The sequence below is a fragment of the Pseudomonas sp. PA-1-6B genome (assembly GCF_021609545.1).
In the GTDB taxonomy this organism is placed as follows: Bacteria; Pseudomonadota; Gammaproteobacteria; order Pseudomonadales; family Pseudomonadaceae; genus Aquipseudomonas; species Aquipseudomonas fluorescens_BV.
Map to the genome: position 1 here is coordinate 48,150 of NZ_WJZM01000025.1, position 20,144 is coordinate 68,293.

General features: G+C 62.4%; 17 protein-coding genes. All 17 read left to right on the forward strand.

The window, feature by feature from the left end; genetic code table 11:
• Positions 1-106 precede the first annotated feature (106 nt).
• Positions 107-1,102 (forward strand): aldo/keto reductase, encoded by a 996-nt coding sequence (locus GIV35_RS13955; RefSeq protein ID WP_223023528.1) that lies wholly within the window; start codon positions 107-109, stop codon positions 1,100-1,102.
• A 133-nt stretch (positions 1,103-1,235) separates the two neighbouring features.
• Positions 1,236-1,694, forward strand: a complete 459-nt coding sequence (locus tag GIV35_RS13960; protein WP_105226940.1) for an SRPBCC family protein — start codon at positions 1,236-1,238, stop codon at positions 1,692-1,694.
• Between the two features lie 93 nt (positions 1,695-1,787).
• Positions 1,788-2,234 carry a DUF411 domain-containing protein gene (locus tag GIV35_RS13965; RefSeq protein ID WP_034127552.1) on the forward strand — a complete coding sequence of 149 codons (447 nt, stop codon included), beginning with the start codon at positions 1,788-1,790 and terminating at the stop codon, positions 2,232-2,234.
• A 3-nt stretch (positions 2,235-2,237) separates the two neighbouring features.
• Positions 2,238-2,681, forward strand: a complete 444-nt coding sequence (locus GIV35_RS13970; protein ID WP_198715531.1) for a YqaA family protein — start codon at positions 2,238-2,240, stop codon at positions 2,679-2,681.
• A 56-nt stretch (positions 2,682-2,737) separates the two neighbouring features.
• The gene (locus tag GIV35_RS13975) at positions 2,738-3,739 is read left to right on the forward strand and encodes an alpha/beta fold hydrolase (protein ID WP_198715530.1); all 1,002 of its coding nucleotides are present in this window, start codon (positions 2,738-2,740) and stop codon (positions 3,737-3,739) included.
• A 25-nt stretch (positions 3,740-3,764) separates the two neighbouring features.
• Positions 3,765-4,718, forward strand: coding sequence for a D-2-hydroxyacid dehydrogenase family protein (locus tag GIV35_RS13980; RefSeq protein ID WP_236304368.1), 954 nt, complete (start codon positions 3,765-3,767; stop codon positions 4,716-4,718).
• Between the two features lie 454 nt (positions 4,719-5,172).
• On the forward strand, positions 5,173-6,729 hold the full coding sequence (gene glgA / locus GIV35_RS13985) for a glycogen synthase GlgA (protein ID WP_073521523.1): 1,557 nt from the start codon (positions 5,173-5,175) through the stop codon (positions 6,727-6,729).
• 31 nt (positions 6,730-6,760) lie between these two features.
• Positions 6,761-8,506 carry a malto-oligosyltrehalose trehalohydrolase gene (gene treZ, locus GIV35_RS13990; protein WP_236265754.1) on the forward strand — a complete coding sequence of 582 codons (1,746 nt, stop codon included), beginning with the start codon at positions 6,761-6,763 and terminating at the stop codon, positions 8,504-8,506.
• Complete coding sequence (malQ, locus tag GIV35_RS13995; RefSeq protein WP_236265753.1) at positions 8,503-10,587, forward strand: 4-alpha-glucanotransferase; 2,085 nt, start codon at positions 8,503-8,505, stop codon at positions 10,585-10,587. Before treZ ends, malQ begins: the two co-directional genes overlap by 4 nt.
• Complete coding sequence (locus GIV35_RS14000; RefSeq protein ID WP_236304367.1) at positions 10,584-13,334, forward strand: malto-oligosyltrehalose synthase; 2,751 nt, start codon at positions 10,584-10,586, stop codon at positions 13,332-13,334. Before malQ ends, GIV35_RS14000 begins: the two co-directional genes overlap by 4 nt.
• A 23-nt stretch (positions 13,335-13,357) precedes the next feature.
• Positions 13,358-13,627 (forward strand): DUF2934 domain-containing protein, encoded by a 270-nt coding sequence (locus GIV35_RS14005; protein ID WP_003191595.1) that lies wholly within the window; start codon positions 13,358-13,360, stop codon positions 13,625-13,627.
• A 121-nt stretch (positions 13,628-13,748) separates the two neighbouring features.
• Positions 13,749-15,908 (forward strand): glycogen debranching protein GlgX, encoded by a 2,160-nt coding sequence (gene glgX / locus GIV35_RS14010; RefSeq protein ID WP_054897376.1) that lies wholly within the window; start codon positions 13,749-13,751, stop codon positions 15,906-15,908.
• A 1-nt stretch (position 15,909) separates the two neighbouring features.
• On the forward strand, positions 15,910-16,908 hold the full coding sequence (locus tag GIV35_RS14015) for an acyl-CoA dehydrogenase family protein (protein WP_105226948.1): 999 nt from the start codon (positions 15,910-15,912) through the stop codon (positions 16,906-16,908).
• Positions 16,905-17,663: a PIG-L deacetylase family protein gene (locus GIV35_RS14020; RefSeq protein ID WP_236265629.1), complete on the forward strand. Its 759-nt coding sequence runs from the start codon at positions 16,905-16,907 to the stop codon at positions 17,661-17,663. Before GIV35_RS14015 ends, GIV35_RS14020 begins: the two co-directional genes overlap by 4 nt.
• Positions 17,660-18,259, forward strand: a complete 600-nt coding sequence (locus GIV35_RS14025) for an SAM-dependent methyltransferase (RefSeq protein ID WP_202691871.1) — start codon at positions 17,660-17,662, stop codon at positions 18,257-18,259. Before GIV35_RS14020 ends, GIV35_RS14025 begins: the two co-directional genes overlap by 4 nt.
• Positions 18,256-18,915, forward strand: a complete 660-nt coding sequence (locus GIV35_RS14030; protein WP_105226951.1) for a glycosyltransferase — start codon at positions 18,256-18,258, stop codon at positions 18,913-18,915. The genes GIV35_RS14025 and GIV35_RS14030 overlap by 4 nt, the downstream gene beginning before the upstream one ends.
• Positions 18,916-19,253: 338 nt before the next feature.
• The gene (locus tag GIV35_RS14035) at positions 19,254-20,015 is read left to right on the forward strand and encodes a PIG-L deacetylase family protein (protein WP_096142909.1); all 762 of its coding nucleotides are present in this window, start codon (positions 19,254-19,256) and stop codon (positions 20,013-20,015) included.
• The last annotated feature ends 129 nt before the right edge of the window (positions 20,016-20,144 follow it).

The following is a 20,144-nucleotide window of genomic DNA, read 5'->3' on the forward strand; positions in this document are numbered from 1 at the left end:
CTGTGGAAGATTGTTTAGATATTACGAACAGTGATAGCACTTTTAGCCGGTTTATCTGCATTTTTTCAAGGGTAACAATGGGCCCCTCATCACAAGGAGCTTCCCTATGCACACTCGACAACTCGGTAAAAACGGCCCGCATGTGTCCGCCATCGGCCTTGGCTGCATGGGCATGACCGATTTCTACACACCTGGCACCGATACCACCGAAGCCACCGCAACCTTGCACCGCGCCCTGGAGTCGGGCGTCAACTTTCTCGATACCGCGGACATGTACGGCCCGCACACCAATGAGCAACTGATCGGCAAGGCTATTGCCGGCAAGCGCGACCAGGTGTTCCTGGCCAGTAAATTCGGGATTGTGCGCGACCCTGCCAACCCCGTAGTGCGCGGGGTGAATGGCCGGCCCGAGTATATCCGCAACGCCATCGACGGCACCTTGCAACGCCTGGGGGTGGATACGCTGGACCTGTACTACCAGCACCGTATCGACCCCGACGTGGCCATCGAAGAAACGGTCGGCGCCATGGCCGACCTGGTGAAACAGGGCAAAGTGCGCTATCTGGGCCTGAGCGAAGCGTCCGCCGCTACTCTGGAACGGGCGCATAAGGTCCATCCCATCAGCGCCCTGCAAAGCGAATATTCGCTGTGGAGCCGCGACCAGCAAGACAACGGCTGCCTCGCCGCCTGCCAGCGCCTGGGCATCGCGTTTGTGCCGTACAGCCCGTTGGGCCGAGGTTTTCTCACCGGTACCTTGAGGAGCCCGGATGATTTCGGCGCTGATGACTACCGGCGCTTCAGCCCGCGCTTTCAGGGTGAGAACTTTGCGAAAAACCTGCTGCTGGTAGAACAGGTCAAGAGCCTGGCGGTAGACAAAGGTGTCACGGCCGGGCAACTGGCGCTGGCCTGGGTATTGGCCCAAGGCGATTACATCATCCCGATTCCCGGCACCAAGCGGCGCACCTATCTGCAAGAGAATGTGGAGGCGCTGTCGATTTCCCTCAGCGCGGACGAACTGGCTGCGCTGGATGCGATCTTCCCTGCCGATGCAACCGCAGGCCTGCGTTACCCCAAGGAAGTGCTGGCCATGCTGGATATCTAGCGTCTGCTGGAAACTCTTGTGGGGGCCGTTCTCAGCGGGATTGACGAACGGCCTGCCGACGCCCGTGCAAAGCGCGGGCGTCAGACTATCCTCACAGCTCCTAGTGTAAAACCCGCCACACAGGAGGTGTGTCATGCACGCGACTGAGCATTCGGTCCGCTTGGAGCAGATCAGTCAGGAACGCTTCATCCAGGCGCCGATCGAGGCGGTTTATGACTATGTGACCCAGCCCGACCGCTGGCACGAGTGGCACCCCACCTCCCTCAGCGCCGACACCGGCATCACCGGCTCATTACCGGTCGGCACGCGTTTTACCGAGATCATCGACCTGCTGGGCATACGCGTCCCCATGAGTTACCGCGTACAAATCGCCCGCCGCCCCAGCGAGTTCAAGACCGTGTTCACCTCCCTGGCGGTTGACGGTTGCATCCATTACTGCTTGCGCGCTCATCAGGGCGGCACCCTGTTCAAACGGGTGCTGACTTACGAGACTGAACTGCAACTGGCGTCTTTGCATGAGCGCATGGTCGCGTTGTCGGCGATTGCGTTGGACCGGCTCAAGCAGCGGCTGGACAATCAGGGTTTCGTATAATTTAGAAACATTACAACCACGTCACATTGCAAACATGCCTGCAAAAGCAGGGAGAATGCCCGGCTTATTGCCGCGCCTTCAGTGAGACCCACGATGAAAACCCCATTGCGATTGGCCCTGCTCAGTGCCCTGTTTACTACCACCCTGGCCCAGGCCGCCGAACTGATCCCCATCGATGTACACCGCGACGCCAACTGCGGCTGCTGCAAGAAGTGGATCAGCCACTTGGAGAGCAACGGATTCAAGGTCAACGACCACGTTGAAGCCGACATGAGCGCGGTGAAACAACGCTTGGGCGTGGCGCCACGCCTTGGCTCCTGCCACACCGCGGTGATCGACGGCAAGTTCGTCGAAGGCCACGTACCTGCCGAGCAGGTCCTGGCTCTGCGCAAGCGCAACGACCTGCTGGGCCTTGCCGCACCGGGCATGCCATTGGGCTCGCCAGGCATGGAAGTAGACGGACGCAGCGAGGCGTATCAAATCATTGGCCTGACCCGCGACGGCGAAGACGTGGTGGTAGCGGACTACCCGGCTCACTGACCGGTGTTGATGGGGTACGTGGGGCTGTTCGGCGCGGCATTTGGCGCCGCGACGTTATTGCCCCTGCAGTCAGAAGCTGTGTTGGTCGGCCTGCTGCTCAGCGGGCATTACAACCTTTGGCTGCTGCTAGGCATCGCGACCCTGGGTAATGTGCTGGGCTCGCTGGTCAATTGGCTGCTGGGGCGCTCGGTCGAGCGCTTCAAAGAGCGACGCTGGTTCCCGGTGAGCGCCAGTCAGTTGAACAAGGCTCGCAGCCATTACGCGCGCTGGGGGCACTGGACGTTGTTGCTCAGTTGGGTGCCGATCATTGGTGATCCGCTGACGTTGGTGGCTGGGGTGATGCGTGAGCCGTTGTGGCGTTTTCTACTGCTGGTAACCCTGGCGAAAAGCCTGCGGTATGGCGTAATCGCAGCGCTGACGTTGCAGTGGGCGTTAATCCCCCGTTAATCCCCCGTTAATCGCGGGCAAAGAGCATCCGGGCATCTGTCTCGGAGCCAAAACCCATGCCTTTTATCCGTACATTATGCGTAGCCGGTTTGTTTTCGGTCAGCGCGGCGCCCGTGTTAGCTGACACCTACGGCCCTGAGTTGCAGGGCTTTGAATACCCCTACCCTTTGAATCATTTTGCCTTCCAATCCCAGGGCAAATCCCTGCAAATGGGCTACATGGACGTCGCCGCCACCGGCACTCCAAACGGCCGCAGCGTGGTGCTGATGCACGGCAAGAATTTTTGCGGCGCCACCTGGGAAGGTTCGATCAAGGCGCTGAGTGACGCCGGCTACCGCGTCATCGCCCCGGACCAGATTGGTTTTTGCACCTCCAGCAAGCCCGACCACTACCAGTACAGCTTCCAGCAATTGGCGACCAACACCCATCAACTGTTGGAAAAGCTCGGCATTCAAAAGGCCACGGTGATCGGCCATTCCACCGGCGGTATGCTCGCCACGCGCTATGCGCTGATGTACCCCCAGCAAACCGAACAGCTGGGGCTGGTGAACCCCATTGGCCTGGAAGACTGGAAAGCCCTCGGCGTGCCCTACCAGAGCGTCGACCAGTGGTACCAGCGCGAGCTGAAACTGAGCGCCGACGGTGTACGCAACTATGAGCGCACCACCTATTACGTGGGGCGCTGGAAACCCGAGTACGAGCGCTGGGTAGACATGCTCGCCGGCCTGAACAAAGGCCCGGGGCATCTTCAGGTTGCCTGGAACTCGGCGCTGATTTACGACATGATCTTCACCCAACCGGTGTACTACGAGTTCAAGGACTTGCAGGTGCCCACCCTGCTGCTGATCGGCACCAGCGACACCACCGCCATCGGCAAAGATGTGGCGCCGGCGGCGGTCAAGGCCAAAATTGGTCATTACGAGGTACTGGGCAAGCAGGTGGCCAAGCTGATTCCCCGAGCCACGTTGGTGGAGTTCCCCGGCCTGGGCCATGCGCCCCAGATGGAAGAGCCGGAACAGTTTCATAAAGCCCTGTTGCAGGGGTTGAACGCCCTTTAATTGCCACTTTTCGAGGCCCGCGTGCATGTCGATACAGATCGCAGTGATGGATGATTGGCAAAACGTGGCCAGCGACGTGGCGGATTGGTCGGCGCTGGCCAGCGTGGGCAAGGTGCATTTTCTCCACGACTACCCCGCCGATACCGCCACCATGATCGAGCGCTTGAAAGGGTTCGAGGTGATTTGCCTCATGCGCGAACGCTCAACCTTTGACAAAGCCCTGCTGCAAGGGCTGCCCCAGCTCAAATTGCTGGTGACCGGCGGCATGCGCAATGCCGCCATCGACCTTCCCGCAGCCAAGGCCCTGGGCATCCAGGTATGCGGCACCGACAGCTATAAACACGCGGCTCCGGAACTGACCTGGGCCTTGATCATGGCCTCTACACGCAACCTGCTCGCCGAAGCCAACTCACTGCGCGGGGGCGGATGGCAGGTCGGCCTGGGCGGCGATCTGCATGGCAAGACCTTGGGCATCCTGGGGCTGGGCAGTATTGGCCAGAAAGTCGCAAGGTTCGCCCAGGTGTTTGGCATGCGGGTGATTGCCTGGAGTGAAAACCTCACACCGGAGCGCGCGGCTGAATCGGGGGTGACCTGGGTCAGCAAGCGCGAGCTGTTTGAGCAGGCGGATATTCTGACCATCCATCTGGTGCTCAGCGAGCGCAGCCGTGGTCTGGTGGATGCGCAAGCGTTGGGTTGGATGAAGCCCACAGCGCGCCTGGTAAATACCGCACGCGGGCCGATTGTGGATGAGCAGGCACTGCTGCAAGCATTGCGCAGCGGACGCCTGGCCGGGGCGGCGCTGGATGTGTTTGCCGAAGAGCCGCTGCCGGCTGACCACCCGTTTCGCCGCTTGCCCAATGTGCTGGCTACGCCACACGTGGGGTATGTAAGCGAGCAGAATTACCGGCAGTTCTATCAGCAGATGATCGAAGATATCCAAGCCTGGGCCAATAGTGTGCCCATTCACGTGCTCGCCTGACGCACCATTAAAGTGCACCCCCCCTGTGGCGAGGGAGCTTGCTCCCGCTGGAGTGCGCAGCGCTCCCAAAATTTTGGGGCGGCTACGCGCCCCAGCAGGAGCAAGCTCCCTCGCCACAGGGGCATATCGTTAAAAGTTTTTTGTCCTACAAAATCTGCATGAAAACCCGGCAGGCGCTGGGATCTGTCCTAGACTCATGACCGATGGGTCCGTTGGAAAACAAAAACCCCGCAAAAAATCTAAACTTTCGAAACCTGCCGCTGGTCAAGTTTTAGGTAAGGGCGAGCACGCGCGCTTCGGGCCGAATGCCCGCTCATCCAATCTTTTTAAGCCGACGTTGCAACTGGCATACGCCTTGCCAGCTTGTATAGCGCTTGTGTGCCTGACCGCAGGATGCGGTCACTCGGAGCCGATGGCAGCGGGCCATTAGCCAACCAACAGATGGGAGTGCATTATGATCAGTGCCGCAGTAGATACTCAGGGAGAGCGTTTTAGTCAGCCGGCAGGAGGGCCAAAGTCTTTGGCCGACCTGCCCAACACTGTGCGGCCGGTCGTGAGTCAGAATCCGAATCGAAAGAAAGTCTTGTTTGTCACTTCCGAGTTCGCGGACCTGGTGAAAACCGGCGGCCTGGGCGACGTCTCCGCGGCCCTGCCCCGCGCCATGGCGCACCTGCATGACGTGCGGGTGCTGATTCCGGGTTACCCGCAAGTGATGGAAAGCGATAACCCGATCCATATCGTCGGTGAACTGGGTGGCCATGCCGCGTTGCCACCGTGCAAGATCGGGCGCATGGACCTCAAGGACGGCCTGGTCATCTATGTGCTGATCTGCCCCGAACTGTATGAGCGCGAAGGCACGCCCTACGGCGCCAACAACGGCCGCGACTGGCCGGACAACCATATTCGCTTCGCCCGCCTGGGCTTGGCTGCCGCGGACATTGCCGCCAACCTTGCACAAATCCACTGGTGCCCAGACCTGGTGCACGCCCACGACTGGCCTGCGGGCCTGGCCCCCGCGTATATGCACTGGCGTGGGTCACGTACGCCAACCCTGTTCACCATTCATAACCTCGCCTACCAAGGCGTGGTCAGCCTGGCCTCGACGCCCGAACTGGGCATTCCGCCCCACGCCCTGCAACAGGAAGGCATGGAGTTCTACGGCAAGATGTCGTTTCTCAAGGCGGGCATGGCGTATTCCAGCCATATCACCACCGTGAGCGCCACCTACGCCCAGGAGATCACCACCCCGGAATTCGGTTGTGGCCTGGATGGCTTCCTCGCCAGCAAGACCCAGCAAGGCCTGCTCAGCGGCATTCCCAACGGCATCGACGAAAGCTGGGAAACCTCCACCGACACGCACCTGACTCACAACTTCAATATCGGCGACTGGGAAGGCAAGGCCATCAACGCCGCCCATGTGCGTGAGCTGTTTGAGCTACAGCCATCCAGTGGTCCGCTGTTCGCGGTGGTCTCGCGCCTGGTCTACCAGAAAGGCCTGGACCTCACCGAGGCCGTCGCCGGTTTCATCGTCGAAAACGGCGGCCAGATTGCGATCATCGGCCGTGGCGAGCCGGAAGAAGAACAGGCCATGCGTGAATTGGCGCTGCGCTTCCCGGGTCAGGTGGGGGTGCGCATCGGCTTCAACGAGACCGATGCCCGCCGTATGTTCGCTGGCAGCGATTTCCTGCTGATGCCGTCGCGCTATGAGCCCTGCGGCCTGAGCCAGATGTACGCGCAACGCTTCGGCTCGTTGCCGGTGGCGCGTAACACCGGCGGGCTGGCGGACACCATTGAGGATGGCGTCACCGGGTTCCTGTTCAATGAATCCACGGTGCAAAGCTACGAAGAGGCGCTGCGCCGCGCCTTCAAGGTGTTCGCCTTCCCCGGTCTGCTCAATGCCATGCGCAGCCGTGCCATGACCCAGCCGTTCAACTGGTGCCAGGCCGTGGAACCCTACGCCGAACTCTACGAACAACTGGTGGCCAAGGCCCTGGGGAAATCGAACAAGTAGCGACTGGAACAACTAAGGGAGGTCTTCATAGATGCCGTCAAGGACTCTGGAAACCTGGCCCCACGGCGCAATCATGCTGGACGCGCACCGCACGCGCTTTGCGTTATGGGCGCCAGACGCATTTTATGTCAGCGTTGAATTGGAACAGGGTAAAACCATCGTCATGCTGCCCCAGGCCGGTGGTTGGTTTGAAGTCGAAATCGCGTGCCCTGCCGGCACGCTTTACCGCTTTAACATCGATGGCGAAAACACGGTGCCCGACCCCGCCTCCAGGGCCCAGGCGCTGGACGTGCATGGGTGGAGCCGAGTAGTCGCCCCCCTCGCCTATGAATGGCGCCACAGTCAGTGGCAGGGTCGCCCGTGGCACACGGCGGTGATCTACGAGCTCCACGTCGGCGCCATGGGCGGCTACGCTGCCGTTGAGAAACACCTGGCACGCCTGGCCGAACTAGGCGTCACCGCGATTGAATTGATGCCTTTGGCGCAATTTCCCGGCGAACGCAATTGGGGCTATGACGGCGTGCTGCCGTATGCGCCCCACGCCGCCTACGGCACTCCCGAGCAACTCAAGCAGCTGATCGACAGTGCCCACGGCCATGGTTTGGCCGTGATCCTCGATGTGGTCTACAACCACTTCGGCCCCGACGGCAATTACCTGGGCCAGTACGCCCAGGGGTTCTTCCAGGAGGACGTGCACACACCCTGGGGCGCCGGCATTGATTTCGAGCGTCGTGAAGTGCGGGATTTCTTCCTCGATAACGCCTTGATGTGGCTGCTCGAATACCGCTTCGACGGCCTGCGCCTGGATGCCGTGCACGCCATCGACAACCCTGGGTTTCTGCAGGAACTGGCACAACGGGTACGCCAGCAGGTGGACGGCGGGCGCCACGTGTGGCTGATGCTGGAAAACGAACTGAACCAGGCCAGCCTGTTGCAGCACGATTTCGACGCCCAATGGAATGACGACTTTCATAATGTGCTGCACGTGCTGCTCACCGGTGAAACCGACGCCTACTACAGCGACTTTGCCGAGCAGCCTACCGCCAAGCTGGCGCGCTGCCTGGCCGAGGGGTTCATCTACCAGGGCGAGACGACACGCCATGGCCATGCGCGCGGCGAACCCAGTGCGGATCTGCCCCCCAGCGCCTTCGTCGCGTTCCTGCAGAACCACGACCAGGTCGGCAACCGCGCCCTCGGCGAACGCCTGCACCAGCTGTGTTCGCCCCAGGCACTGAGCGCCGCGACCGCCCTACTGTTGCTGTGCCCCATGATCCCGATGTTGTTCATGGGTGACGAGGTGAATGCCGCCGAGCCGTTCCTGTTTTTCACCGACCATCATGGCGAACTGGCCGAGGCGGTGCGTGAAGGGCGGCGCAATGAATTTGCCGACTTCGCGGCGTTTCACGACCCCGAGCAACGCCAGCGCATCCCCGACCCCAACGCGCTGCAAACCTTTTTACAGTCGATGCCTTCCTTCGTCGAGAACGACCACACCCAGCTCTACCGCCACCTGCTGAGCCTGCGTCACGTGCATGTGGTGCCGCACTTGCCCGGCACCGTCGCCCTGGGCGCGCACGTGCTGGCTGACCATGCCGTCACCGCGCGCTGGCGCCTGGGCAACGGCCGTGTGCTGCAGATCGACCTGAACCTGAGTGAACAGCCCTTGGATCATCCGGCACCCCACCCGATTATTTTCCAAACGCCTGCCCCGCAAGGTGCGCACTTACCGCCCTTGAGCGCACGCGTTTGCTTATCCCCTGTTGGAGACATTCTTTGAGCGAAGCGAACCTGGAAATTCTCGCCAGCCGCGCGGGCCTGGCGGTCGATTGGATCGATGCCAACGGTCGCCCGCAACATGTAAAGCCTGATGCCCTGCGCGCCGTCCTCAAAGGGCTGGGGCACCCGGCCGACAGCGACGCCGAGATCGACGCGAGCCTGCTGCAACTTGAGCAGGCGCAGCAGGACCGGCACCTGCCGCCCTTGATGACCACCGACAGCGGTGCGGGCCTGGACCTGGCACGCTATTTCGCCCCGGACACCCCGTGTCGCGTCAGCCTGGAAGGCGGCGAAACCCTGGAGCTGCGCCTGGACGGCGAGGCCGTATTGCCCGGCGTGATTGCCCTCGGCTACCACCAGGTGCATATCGACGGGCAAACCTTCACCCTGGCCGTCGCGCCCAGCCACTGCTACGGCGTGGCCGACGCGGTCGACAGCCAACCCGCTCGCGCCTGGGGCCTGAGCGCCCAACTCTATGCCTTGCGCCGCCTGGGGGATGGCGGTTTTGGCGACACCCTGGCTCTGGAGCACCTTGTGCGTTCCGCCGCCGAGCGCGGCGCCGACGCCGTGGCAATCAGCCCGATGCACGCCATGTTCAGCGCCGACACTGAGCGTTTCAGCCCCTATTCGCCCTCCAGCCGCCTGTTTCTCAACAGCCTGTATGCTTCGCCGGCGTGCATCCTTGGTGAACGTGAAGTGCGCAACGCCATAGAAGCGGCCGGTTTGGCTGATGAGCTGCATGCCCTGGAACAGCTCACGCTGATCGACTGGCCGGCCGCCGCCAAAGCCAAGCAACGCCTGCTGCGCACACTGTATGAAGACTTCCGCCACGGCGCGCATCCCCAGCATGCCGATTTTCAAAGCTTCCGCCAGGCCGGCGGCGAAGCCCTGGAAAACCACTGCCGCTTCGAAGCCATACAGGCCCAGCGTGCTGCCGCGGGTGAGGACCTGGACTGGCGCCAATGGCCCGAAGCCTGGCGTACGCCACAGAGCCCGGCCCTGGCGCAGTTCGCTGAGGACAACCGCGACGAAATCGGCTATTTCGCCTTCACCCAATGGCTGATTGCCCGCAGCCTTGAGCGCGCACAACAGGCCGCCCGTGGCAGCGGCATGGGCATCGGCCTGATCGCCGACCTGGCGGTGGGCGCCGACGGCGGCGGCAGCCAGGCCTGGAGTCGCCAGGATGAACTGCTGGCCGACCTCACCGTCGGCGCGCCACCGGACATTCTCAACCGCGCAGGCCAAGGCTGGGGCATCTCTGCCTTTTCCCCTGAGGGCCTCAAGCGCAATGGCTATCGCGCCTTTATCGAAATGCTGCGGGCCAACTTCGCCCATGCCGGCGGCTTGCGCATCGACCATGTGATGGGCCTGCAACGCCTGTGGGTGATCCCTCTGGGCGCGTCCCCACGTGAAGGTGCCTACTTGTATTACCCGGTGGACGACCTGCTGCGTTTGCTCGCCCTGGAATCGCACCGCCACCAGGCCATCGTCCTCGGTGAAGACCTGGGCACCGTGCCCGAAGGCCTGCGCGAAAAGCTCAGCGCCCGTTCGATCCTGGGCATGCGTGTGCTGCTGTTCGAACAGAACCATGACGGCCAGTTCAAGCCCATCCTCGATTGGCCCGACAACGCCTTGGCCACCACCAGTACCCACGACTTGCCGACCCTCAATGGCTGGTGGCACAGCCGCGATATCGAATGGAATATCCAGCTGGGCCTGATCGATGCGCCCACCGTGGACCAATGGAGCGAACACCGCCTGCGCGAACGCCAGGCACTGCGCCAAGCCTTGAGCCAGGACCCGCAGAACTTCATCGACGAGATCCGCAACGACACCGACCATATGATCGACGCCAGCGTGCGCTACCTGGGCCACACGCGCGCGCCGCTGGTGTTGTTGCCCTTGGAAGATGCATTGGGCATCGAGGAGCAAGCCAACCTGCCGGGCACCCTCGACACCCACCCCAATTGGCGCCGACGCTTGCCCGGCGAGGCCGCCAGCCTGCTCGACAATGACAGCGCCGCGCGTCGCCTCGAACTGCTGGCCGTGGCGCGCAACCAAGCCTATGAGCGTGACCGATGAACGCACTGCCCCTGCGCGCCACCCAGCGCCTGCAATTTCATAAAGGTTTTACCCTCGATGACGCGGTGCCACTGGTGCCGTACTTTGCCCAACTGGGCATCAGCCACCTGTATGCTTCACCGCTGTTAAGCGCCCGCGCCGGCTCCATGCACGGCTACGATGTGGTCGACCCGACCCGCGTCAACCCGGAACTGGGGGGCGAAGCGGCGTTGCGTCGCCTGGTCGCCGCGCTGCGTGAGCACGACATGGGTTTGATCCTCGATATCGTCTCCAACCATATGGCCGTGGGCGGCGCGGATAACCCTTGGTGGCTGGACCTGCTGGAATGGGGCCGCCTGAGTCCCTATAGCGAGTTTTTCGACATCCAGTGGCACTCCCCCGACCCGCTGCTCAAGGGCCAGTTGCTGATGCCCTTCCTCGGCAGCGATTACGGCGAAGCCTTGCAGAACGGCACGCTGGCGCTCAAGTTCGATGCCGCCCAGGGGAGTTTCTACGTCGAGCATTACGAACACCGTTTTCCGATTTGCCCCAGGGACTACGGCTTGATTCTGGGTAGCGACGAGTTACTCAAATCGCTGGCCGAACGTTTCGCCGCCCTCGCCTATCAGCACGACGCCTACGCCGAAGCCACCGAGCTCAAACAAGCCCTGGCCGAAGGCTCCAGCGAACTGCTACCCGCTATTGAACAATGCCTGGCCGCATTCGACAGTCGCCAGCCCGAGGGTTTCGAGCGCCTGCATCACCTGCTCGAACAACAGACCTATCGCCTGGCCAGTTGGCGCACAGCCGCAGACGACATCAACTGGCGGCGTTTTTTCGACGTCAATGAGCTGGGCGGCCTGCGGGTCGAACGCGCAGCGGTGTTCGAAGCCACCCATGGCAAGATTTTCGAGCTGATCAGCGCGGGGTTGGTCGACGGGCTGCGCATCGACCATATCGATGGCCTGGCCGACCCGCGTGGCTATTGCCGCAAATTGCGCCGCCGCGTAGACGCGCTGTCACCCCAGCGCCACTTGCCCATCTTTGTCGAAAAGATCCTTGGCGAAGGTGAAACCCTGCGTGAAGACTGGCAGGTGGATGGCACCACCGGCTACGAGTTCATGAACCAGTTGTCATTGCTGCAACACCATCCTGAAGGTTTTGCACCGCTGGCCGAGATGTGGACGCGTCACAGCGAGCGGCCCTCAGCCTTCGGCGAGGAAGCGCGGCTGGCGCGCCAGCAGATCCTCAATGGTTCGTTGGGCGGCGACTTCGAAAGCGTGGCCCAGGCGCTGCTGCAAGTGGCCCGCGATGACGTGATGACCCGCGACCTGACACTGGGCGCCATCCGCCGGGCCTTGCAGGAACTGATCGTGCATTTCCCGGTGTACCGCACCTATATCAGCGCCATGGGCCGCAGTGCGGCCGACGACAAGGTATTCCAGTACGCCATGGAGGGTGCACGCAGTACCCTCAACGAAGGCGACTGGCCGGTGCTCGACCACCTGGAGCAATGGTTGGGTGGCCAGCCCTGGCGCAATCGCCCGGTAGGCCGAGCGCGCAAGATGCTCAAGCATGCCTGCGTGCGCTTCCAGCAACTGACCTCGCCCGCCGCCGCCAAGGCTGTGGAAGACACCGCGTTCTACCGTTCGGCGGTGCTGTTGTCGCGCAACGATGTGGGCTTCAGTACCGAGCAATTCAGTGCGCCATTGGCAGACTTCCATGCAGCCAATCAACAGCGCCTGAAGAGCTTCCCCGACAACCTGCTGGCCACCGCCACCCACGACCACAAACGCGGCGAAGACACCCGTGCGCGCCTGGCGGTGCTCAGCGAGTGCGCACCCTGGTATGCCGAACAGGTCGAGCAATGGCGCCGTCTGGCCGAGCCCCTGCGCGAGAGCGCCTACAGCCCTTCGGCGGGCGATGAGTTGATTCTCTATCAGGTGCTGCTGGGCAGTTGGCCGCTGGAGCCCAACCCCGATCTGGCGGCGTACCAGCAACGCCTCTGGCAGTGGCAGCAAAAAGCCCTGCGCGAGGCCAAGTTGCAGAGCAGTTGGAGCGCGCCCAACGAGGCTTACGAACAGGCGGTGGAAGCGTTCCTCAAACGCCTGCTGCTCAGTGAGGCCGGTGCGCCGCTGCGCAGTGCACTGGACAGCGCTGCACAGGCCATCGCCCCCGCCGGCGCCCTGAATGGGCTGGCGCAAACCTTGCTTCATTTGACCGTGCCGGGTGTGCCGGATATTTACCAGGGCGATGAGTTCTGGGACTTCAGCCTGGTCGACCCGGACAACCGTCGCCCGGTGGACTTCGCTGCGCGGCAACGTGCATTGCAGGCACCACCGGACATCGGCGAACTGTTGTTCAACTGGCGCGACGGGCGTATCAAACAGGCAGTGATCGCCCAGGTACTGGGCCTGCGTAAAGCCTGCCCCGAGCTGCTGCACCATGGCAGCTATACACCTTTGGAAGCGGTGGGCCAGCACGCTGAGCGCGTGGTTGCGTTCTACCGTGAACATCAAGGCAAGCAGTTACTGGTGGTGGTGCCGCGCTGGTCTCATCCGTTGCTTGAAAACGGGATGTTTCCCCAGATCAATGCGCAGGTTTGGGGCGATACGCGGGTGAAATTACCGTTCGCCGCCCCTGCACAAAACTGGAAGGGACTTTTTCAAACGGGCGTAGTCACACCCAACAAGGAGCTGTTGATCAGCGCTGCCCTGGGGGATCTCCCGGTCAATGTCTTTATCAATCCTGATAATCAAGAAAGCTGAAAATTTTCTGTGAGGAGTTTGTGATGAGTAAAGAAGACAAACGCATTCGCGAACTGGCGCATCAGATCTGGGAGTCTGAAGGCAAGCCCGATGGCGCCCACGATCGCCACTGGGAGATGGCGCGCAAGCTGGCGGAAGCCGAGGCGCTGACGCCGAGCAAGCCTAAACCGGCCGCCAAGCCGAAAACCGCGCCCAAGGCTGCGGCAAAGCCCAAACCTGCCGCGCCTGCCGCCGCCAAACCTGCGGCGAAGAAACCTGCCGCCCCGAAGAAGCCCAAACCGCCCGCCCCATGATTTCTCGGGCCTGCAGCACGCATTGCGCGCTGCAGGCCCTTTTCCGTCCAAGCCATGCGCTGAAGCACCGTCAGTACGGCGGCGTTCGGCCCGAAAAAAGACCTTTTGCAGGAGCAACTCGATGAGCAAACCCGACAACACCACAGCGACGCCGGTTCATGAGCCGTCGCGGATCCGTGAAGGTTTGCCCTTCCCCCTCGGCGCCACCTGGGATGGCCTGGGTGTCAATTTTGCGCTGTTTTCCGCCAACGCCACCAAGGTGGAGCTGTGCCTGTTCGACGACACCGGCGAGGTCGAACTGGAACGCATCGAACTGCCCGAATACACCGACGAGATCTTCCACGGCTACCTGCCCGATGCTCACCCCGGGCTGATTTACGGCTACCGCGTATACGGTGCCTATGACCCGGCCAATGGTCATCGCTTCAACCACAACAAGCTGCTGATCGACCCCTACGCCAAGCAACTGGTGGGCGAACTCAAATGGTCCGAAGCGCTGTTTGGCTACACCATCGGCCACCCGGACGACGATCTCAGTTTCGATGAGCGCGACAGTGCGCCCTTCGTGCCCAAGTGCAAGGTCATCGACCCGGCACACACCTGGGGTAACGACCAACCGGTACGGGTGCCGTGGGACCGCACGATCATCTACGAAACCCACCTGCGCGGCATCAGCATGCGTCATCCTTCGGTCGGCGAGTCGGTGCGGGGCACCTGCGCCGGTCTGATGGAAGATGACGTGCTCAAGCATATTCGCCAACTTGGCATTTCCTCGGTCGAGCTGTTGCCCGTGCACGCCTTCGTCAACGACCAGCATCTGCTGGAAAAAGGCATGACCAACTACTGGGGCTACAACAGCATCGCGTTCTTTGCCCCCGACCCACGCTATCTGGCCAGCGGCAAGATCGCCGAATTCAAGGAGATGGTCGCGCACCTGCACGAGCAAAAGCTGGAAGTGATTCTGGACGTGGTCTACAACCACACCGCCGAAGGCAACGAGCGCGGCCCGACCCTGTCGATGCGCGGTATCGACAACGCCTCCTACTATCGCCTGATGCCCGACGACAAGCGCTTCTACATCAACGATTCCGGCACCGGCAATACCCTGGATCTGAGCCACCCGTGCGTGCTGCAAATGGTCACCGACTCCCTGCGTTACTGGGCCACCGAGATGCACGTGGACGGCTTCCGCTTCGACCTGGCGACTATCCTCGGGCGCTACCGCGACGGGTTCGATGAGCGCCACAGTTTCCTCGTGGCGTGCCGCCAGGACCCGGTACTGCGCCAGTTGAAACTCATCGCCGAGCCCTGGGACTGCGGCCCCGGCGGCTACCAGGTGGGTAACTTCCCGCCAGGCTGGGTGGAATGGAACGACCGTTTCCGCGACACCGTGCGTGCGTTCTGGAAAGGCGACGACGGCCAACTCGCCGATTTCGCCGGGCGCATGACCGCTTCGGGCGAGATGTTCAACCACCGCGGGCGCAGGCCTTACAGCTCGGTGAACTTCATCACCGCCCACGACGGCTTCACCCTGCACGACCTGGTGTCGTACAACGACAAACATAACGAGGCCAATGACGAGAACAACCAGGACGGCAGCAATAACAACCTGTCCTGGAACCACGGCGTCGAGGGCCCTACCGACGACCCGGAGATCAACGCGCTGCGCCTGCGCCAGATGCGCAACTTCTTCGCCACTTTGCTGCTGGCCCAGGGCACGCCAATGATCGTCGCCGGGGACGAGTTCGCTCGCACTCAGCACGGCAACAACAACGCCTATTGCCAGGACAGCGAGATCGGCTGGGTCAACTGGGACCTGGACGATGACGGCAAGGCGCTGCTCAAGTTCGTCAAGCGTCTGATCAAGCTGCGTCTGGCGTACCCGATCCTGCGGCGTGGGCGCTTCCTGGTGGGCGACTACAACGAAGACATCGGCGTGAAGGACGTCACCTGGCTGGCGCCGGATGGCAACGAAATGACTACCGAGCAATGGGAAGACAGCCAGGGCCGCTGCCTGGGCATGTTGATGGATGGCCGCGCCCAGGAAACCGGGATTCGTCGTGCCGGGGCCGACGCCACGCTGTTGCTGGTGGTCAACGCCCATCACGACCTGGTCAATTTCCGCCTGCCGCCGGTGCCGGAGGGCGAGTTCTGGACGTGCCTGCTCGACACCAACGACCCGGCTGTGCGTGGCCAGGAACGCTTTGATTTCGAGCATGAGTACGCGGTCACCGCTCGCTCGCTGCTGCTGTTTGAACTGCAGCACGAAGGCGAGGTGTGAAATGGCGTTGCACGGTTTCCTTCAGGGCTACCGGGGCTATGCCGACACGCAAGCCCTGGGTAATGCCCTGAGGGCCCTTCAAGAAGAAGGCCTTGATCAACTGCCGTTGCCGGGCAGCGGCCAGACCCTGTCCCGCCTGAGCCAGTTGGCCCAGGTGGCCGGGCATGACCTGCGCCTGTGCAAGTTGTTCGAAGGCCATACCGATGCCCTGGCGATCATTGCCGAACTCGACAGCCCCTTGCCGCCGCTGGGCAGCACCTGGGGCATGTGGGCGGCCGAGCCGCCGACGGCCAAGGTGCGCGTGCGTCGCGACGGCCAGCGGCTGCTCGTCGAGGGGCGCAAAGCCTGGTGTTCCGGTGCGGCGGTGGTCAGCCATGGCTTGCTGACGGCCTGGGACGAAGAGGACCGCCAGCAATTGGTAGCCGTGGCGATGGATCAACCGGGCATCAGGGTGACGAACGAGGGTTGGAAGGCGGTGGGCATGGCGGCGACCGGTAGCGTCGACATCCTGTTCAGCGCCGCCAGGGGGATTGCCGTGGGCGGCCCGGGCGACTATCTGTCCCGTCCGGGCTTCTGGCACGGTGGGATCGGCATTGCCGCGTGCTGGTACGGCGCGGCGCAACGCCTGGGTGAAGTGCTGCGCGCCCAATGTGCCAAGCGTGCGGAGCCCCATGCACTGGCCCACCTCGGCGCGGTCGACAGCGCCCTGAACAGCGCTGCCTGCGTGTTACGCGCCAGCGCCGCGCAGATCGACCGCGAGCCTCGTGCTGATGCGCGGCAACTGGCGCAACAGACGCGTGCCTGTATCGAGGACACCGTCGAGCAGGTGATCCAGCATGTGGGCCGTGCGGTCGGCGCCGGGCCGTATTGCAAGGATCCGCACTTTGCCCAGTTGATGGCCGATTTACCGGTGTATGTGCGGCAAAGTCATGCTGAACGCGACTTGGCCGCCCTCGGTGAGCAGGTCGCCAGCGAGCCCGCTGGGAGATGGGCGCTATGAGGCCCAATCCGATTGTTGGCCAGGGCACCCCGTTGAGCCATTGGCAAAACAGCGCACGATTGGCCGAGTTGCCGCACATCAGTGTGGCGCAGTTGGTGCCGCTAGGGCATCGAGCGGTGATCGTCGCCCCGCATCCGGATGACGAGGTGCTGGGCAGTGGTGGTCTGCTGCAAGGGCTGGCTGCGCTGGACCGCCCTATCCAGTTGATCTCCGTCACCGATGGCAGCGCCAGCCACCCTGGCTCCCGGCGCTGGCCAGTGGAGCGTCTGAGTGTGGTGCGTCCGCAGGAATCGGCCCAGGCCTTGCACCGCCTTGGCTTGCCGCTGCACAGTTTGAAATGGCTGCGCGGCGGGTTTGCCGACAGCCATGTGGCCGAGCGCGAAACCCAGCTCTGCGAATTTATCCAGCGCCACCTCAAACCCAACGACGTGGTGTTTGCGACGTGGTGCGAGGATGGCCATTGCGACCATGAAGCCGTGGGCCGCGCCAGCGCCAAGGCAGCCAAGGCCGTCGGTGCAGCGCTGTGTGAACTACCGGTATGGACCTGGCACTGGGCCACCGCCGAAGACCACAAGGTGCCCTGGCATCGGGCGCGCAAGATCCCGCTGACCGCCGAGCAAGTAGCCCGCAAACGCCATGCGATCCACGCCTTCGCCAGCCAGTTGGAGGGCGACCCGCAAATCGGTTTGCCTGCGGTGCTGGCGCCCTATGTGGTGGAGCGCTTGCTGCAACCTTTTGAGATGGTGTTCGTATGAGTGTGGCAACCCCCTACTTCGACCAGTTGTTTGCGGGTAATGACGACCCTTGGGCTTTTCGTCAGCGCTGGTACGAACAACGCAAGCGCGCCCTGACCTTGGCCGTGCTGACGCGGCCGCGCTATGCGTCGATATTCGAGCCGGGTTGTGCCAACGGCGAACTGAGTGCCGAGCTGGCCCCGCGTTGTGAACGCCTGCTGTGTTGCGACACTGCAACTGCGGCGGTACGGCTGGCACAAGCGCGGCTGGAGTGTTTTCCTCATGCCCGGGTGGAGCAGCGTCGCCTGCCGGAACAATGGCCCGGCGGGCAATTCGAGCTGATCGTATTGAGTGAGCTTTGTTATTACCTTGATGTAGGTGATTTTAATCGTCTGATCGATTGCGCCCTCGCCGCCTTGACCGCTGACGGGCAAATCCTGGCCTGTCATTGGCGAGTGCCCATTGACGGTTGCCCGCAAACCGCCGAACAGGTCCACGCCGTGCTGCAACAGCGTCTGGGTGTAGCCCCGTTGGTTCAGTACCAGGACCCGGATTTTCTGCTCGACCTGTGGAGCCTCGACGGCACCTCGGTCGCTCGCCATGAGGGTTTACGATGATCGGTATTCTGATCCCGGCACATAACGAAGAAGCCCTGTTGGATGATTGCCTGAGGGCTGCGCGGATCGCCGCCGACCACCCGGGCTTGCTGGGGGAAGCGGTACAGATTCTGGTAGTACTCGACAGTTGCAGCGACGCCAGTGCAGCGATTGCCCAGGCCCATCAGGTGCATTGCCTTCACGTGCAGGCGCGCAATGTCGGCCACGCCCGCGGCGTGGGTGCAGGGTACTTGCTCGAGCAAGGCGCGCGGTGGATTTCCTGCACCGACGCCGACAGCCGTGTCGCCCCTGATTGGCTGGTGGCCCAACTGGCCCAAGGCTGCGACGCGGTGTGTGGAACAGTCACCGTGGACACCTGGAGCGAAGGCTTCGACCCGGCCGCGCAGATTCGCTATCAGCAGGCCTACCAGGCCCGCGATGGGCATCGGCATATTCATGGGGCCAACCTGGGCGTGAGTGCCCGCGCCTATGTAGAGGCCGGTGGGTTTGAACCGCTGGAATGCCACGAGGATGTACAGCTGGTACGTGAATTGGAGCGTTGCGGTGCCTCCATTGCCTGGAGCCATGCGCCGCAAGTGGTGACCAGTGCGCGACTGGATTGCCGGGCTGAGGGTGGGTTTGGTGATTACTTGAAGAGCTTGATGCGGGCTGGGTGAAAACAAAAACGTTTAACAGCTGACTGATGCAATATCCCTGTCGGCTGGGGCGCCGTCATCGCAGGCAAGCCAGCTCCCACAGGGATCTGTGCCAGGTGCTGATTTTGTGGGCAACATAGCCCGCTGTGGGAGCTGGCTTGCCTGCGATGACGTCAGCCCAGCAAACATCGCATCAAAGTTGTGCAGATACCCATGCCTGTCTATGCTCCTAACGCCTTGCATGGCATTCCTGGATTGGCATGCCGTGCACTCACCCCAGCGGAGCCTGCGGTGAAGACAAGAGCGTCGTCCCGTCAACGGAGCACGACCCGGTATCAACCGACAAGGATGTGACACCCATGAAGCCTGCCTCCTTAAGCGAAGGCCGTCGCGGCCCCGTGCAAATCTGGAACAGTGCGCCGCAGTTGGCGCAAACCCCCATCATTTCCCTGAACAGCCTGGTACCGCCCGGTGCTCGCGTCGTGGTGATCGCCCCTCACCCGGGCGATGAAGTGCTGGCATGCGGCGGTTTGCTGCAACTGCTCAGCACCCGCGAGCATCCACTGCAATTGATCTCCATCACCGATGGCAGCGCCAGCCATCCCGGCTCTCAGGTATGGCCGGCCAGCCGCTTGAGTGTGGTGCGACCTCAGGAAAGTGCAGAGGCCCTGCGCCGATTGGGTATGCCTTTGCACAGCCTGAAATGGATTCGTGGCGGGTTTTGTGATGATGCACTGGCCGCCCGCGAACAGCCCATGAGCCAATTCATCGCGCGCTACCTGCAACCTGGCGACGTGGTGTTTACCACCTGGCGCAACGACGGCAATGATGACCATGACGCCGTCGGCCGCGCGAGTGCCAAGGCGTGCAGCCTGGTAGGTGCGCAACTGTATGAACTGCCGATCTGGGCCTGGCATTGGCCGGCCCGGGAAAGCGCGGTAATGCCTTGGCAGCGTGCACGCAAGGTCCGCCTGGACACCTGGACCGTCGCGCGCAAGCTGCACGCCGCCCATGCCTACGCCAGCCAGTTGGTGGGTGACCCACAAATTGGCTTACCGCCGATGCTCGCGCAGATATTGCTGGAGCGCATGCGCGAGCCCTACGAAATCCTGTTCACCTGAACACCACCCTGTAGGAGCGAGCTTGCTCGCGAAAAACCTCAACGATAACGCGGGTTTCCGGAATCAACGCGGCGCCTGTGTGTCTTTCGCGAGCAAGCTCGCTCCTACAGAATTTGGGCTTTTCCCTAC

Excerpts from the sequence above, each read along its gene's own strand:
- GIV35_RS14015 (WP_105226948.1), top strand. The coding sequence starts at position 15,910 with ATGGCGTTGCACGGTTTCCTTCAGGGCTACCGGGGCTATGCCGACACG.
- GIV35_RS14000 (WP_236304367.1), top strand. The coding sequence starts at position 10,584 with ATGAACGCACTGCCCCTGCGCGCCACCCAGCGCCTGCAATTTCATAAA.
- GIV35_RS14005 (WP_003191595.1), top strand. The coding sequence starts at position 13,358 with ATGAGTAAAGAAGACAAACGCATTCGCGAACTGGCGCATCAGATCTGG.
- GIV35_RS13980 (WP_236304368.1), top strand. The coding sequence starts at position 3,765 with ATGTCGATACAGATCGCAGTGATGGATGATTGGCAAAACGTGGCCAGC.
- GIV35_RS13960 (WP_105226940.1), top strand. The coding sequence starts at position 1,236 with ATGCACGCGACTGAGCATTCGGTCCGCTTGGAGCAGATCAGTCAGGAA.
- GIV35_RS13965 (WP_034127552.1), top strand. The coding sequence starts at position 1,788 with ATGAAAACCCCATTGCGATTGGCCCTGCTCAGTGCCCTGTTTACTACC.
- GIV35_RS13955 (WP_223023528.1), top strand. The coding sequence starts at position 107 with ATGCACACTCGACAACTCGGTAAAAACGGCCCGCATGTGTCCGCCATC.
- GIV35_RS14030 (WP_105226951.1), top strand. The coding sequence starts at position 18,256 with ATGATCGGTATTCTGATCCCGGCACATAACGAAGAAGCCCTGTTGGAT.
- GIV35_RS14025 (WP_202691871.1), top strand. The coding sequence starts at position 17,660 with ATGAGTGTGGCAACCCCCTACTTCGACCAGTTGTTTGCGGGTAATGAC.
- glgA (WP_073521523.1), top strand. The coding sequence starts at position 5,173 with ATGATCAGTGCCGCAGTAGATACTCAGGGAGAGCGTTTTAGTCAGCCG.
- treZ (WP_236265754.1), top strand. The coding sequence starts at position 6,761 with ATGCCGTCAAGGACTCTGGAAACCTGGCCCCACGGCGCAATCATGCTG.
- glgX (WP_054897376.1), top strand. The coding sequence starts at position 13,749 with ATGAGCAAACCCGACAACACCACAGCGACGCCGGTTCATGAGCCGTCG.
- GIV35_RS13975 (WP_198715530.1), top strand. The coding sequence starts at position 2,738 with ATGCCTTTTATCCGTACATTATGCGTAGCCGGTTTGTTTTCGGTCAGC.
- GIV35_RS14020 (WP_236265629.1), top strand. The coding sequence starts at position 16,905 with ATGAGGCCCAATCCGATTGTTGGCCAGGGCACCCCGTTGAGCCATTGG.
- GIV35_RS14035 (WP_096142909.1), top strand. The coding sequence starts at position 19,254 with ATGAAGCCTGCCTCCTTAAGCGAAGGCCGTCGCGGCCCCGTGCAAATC.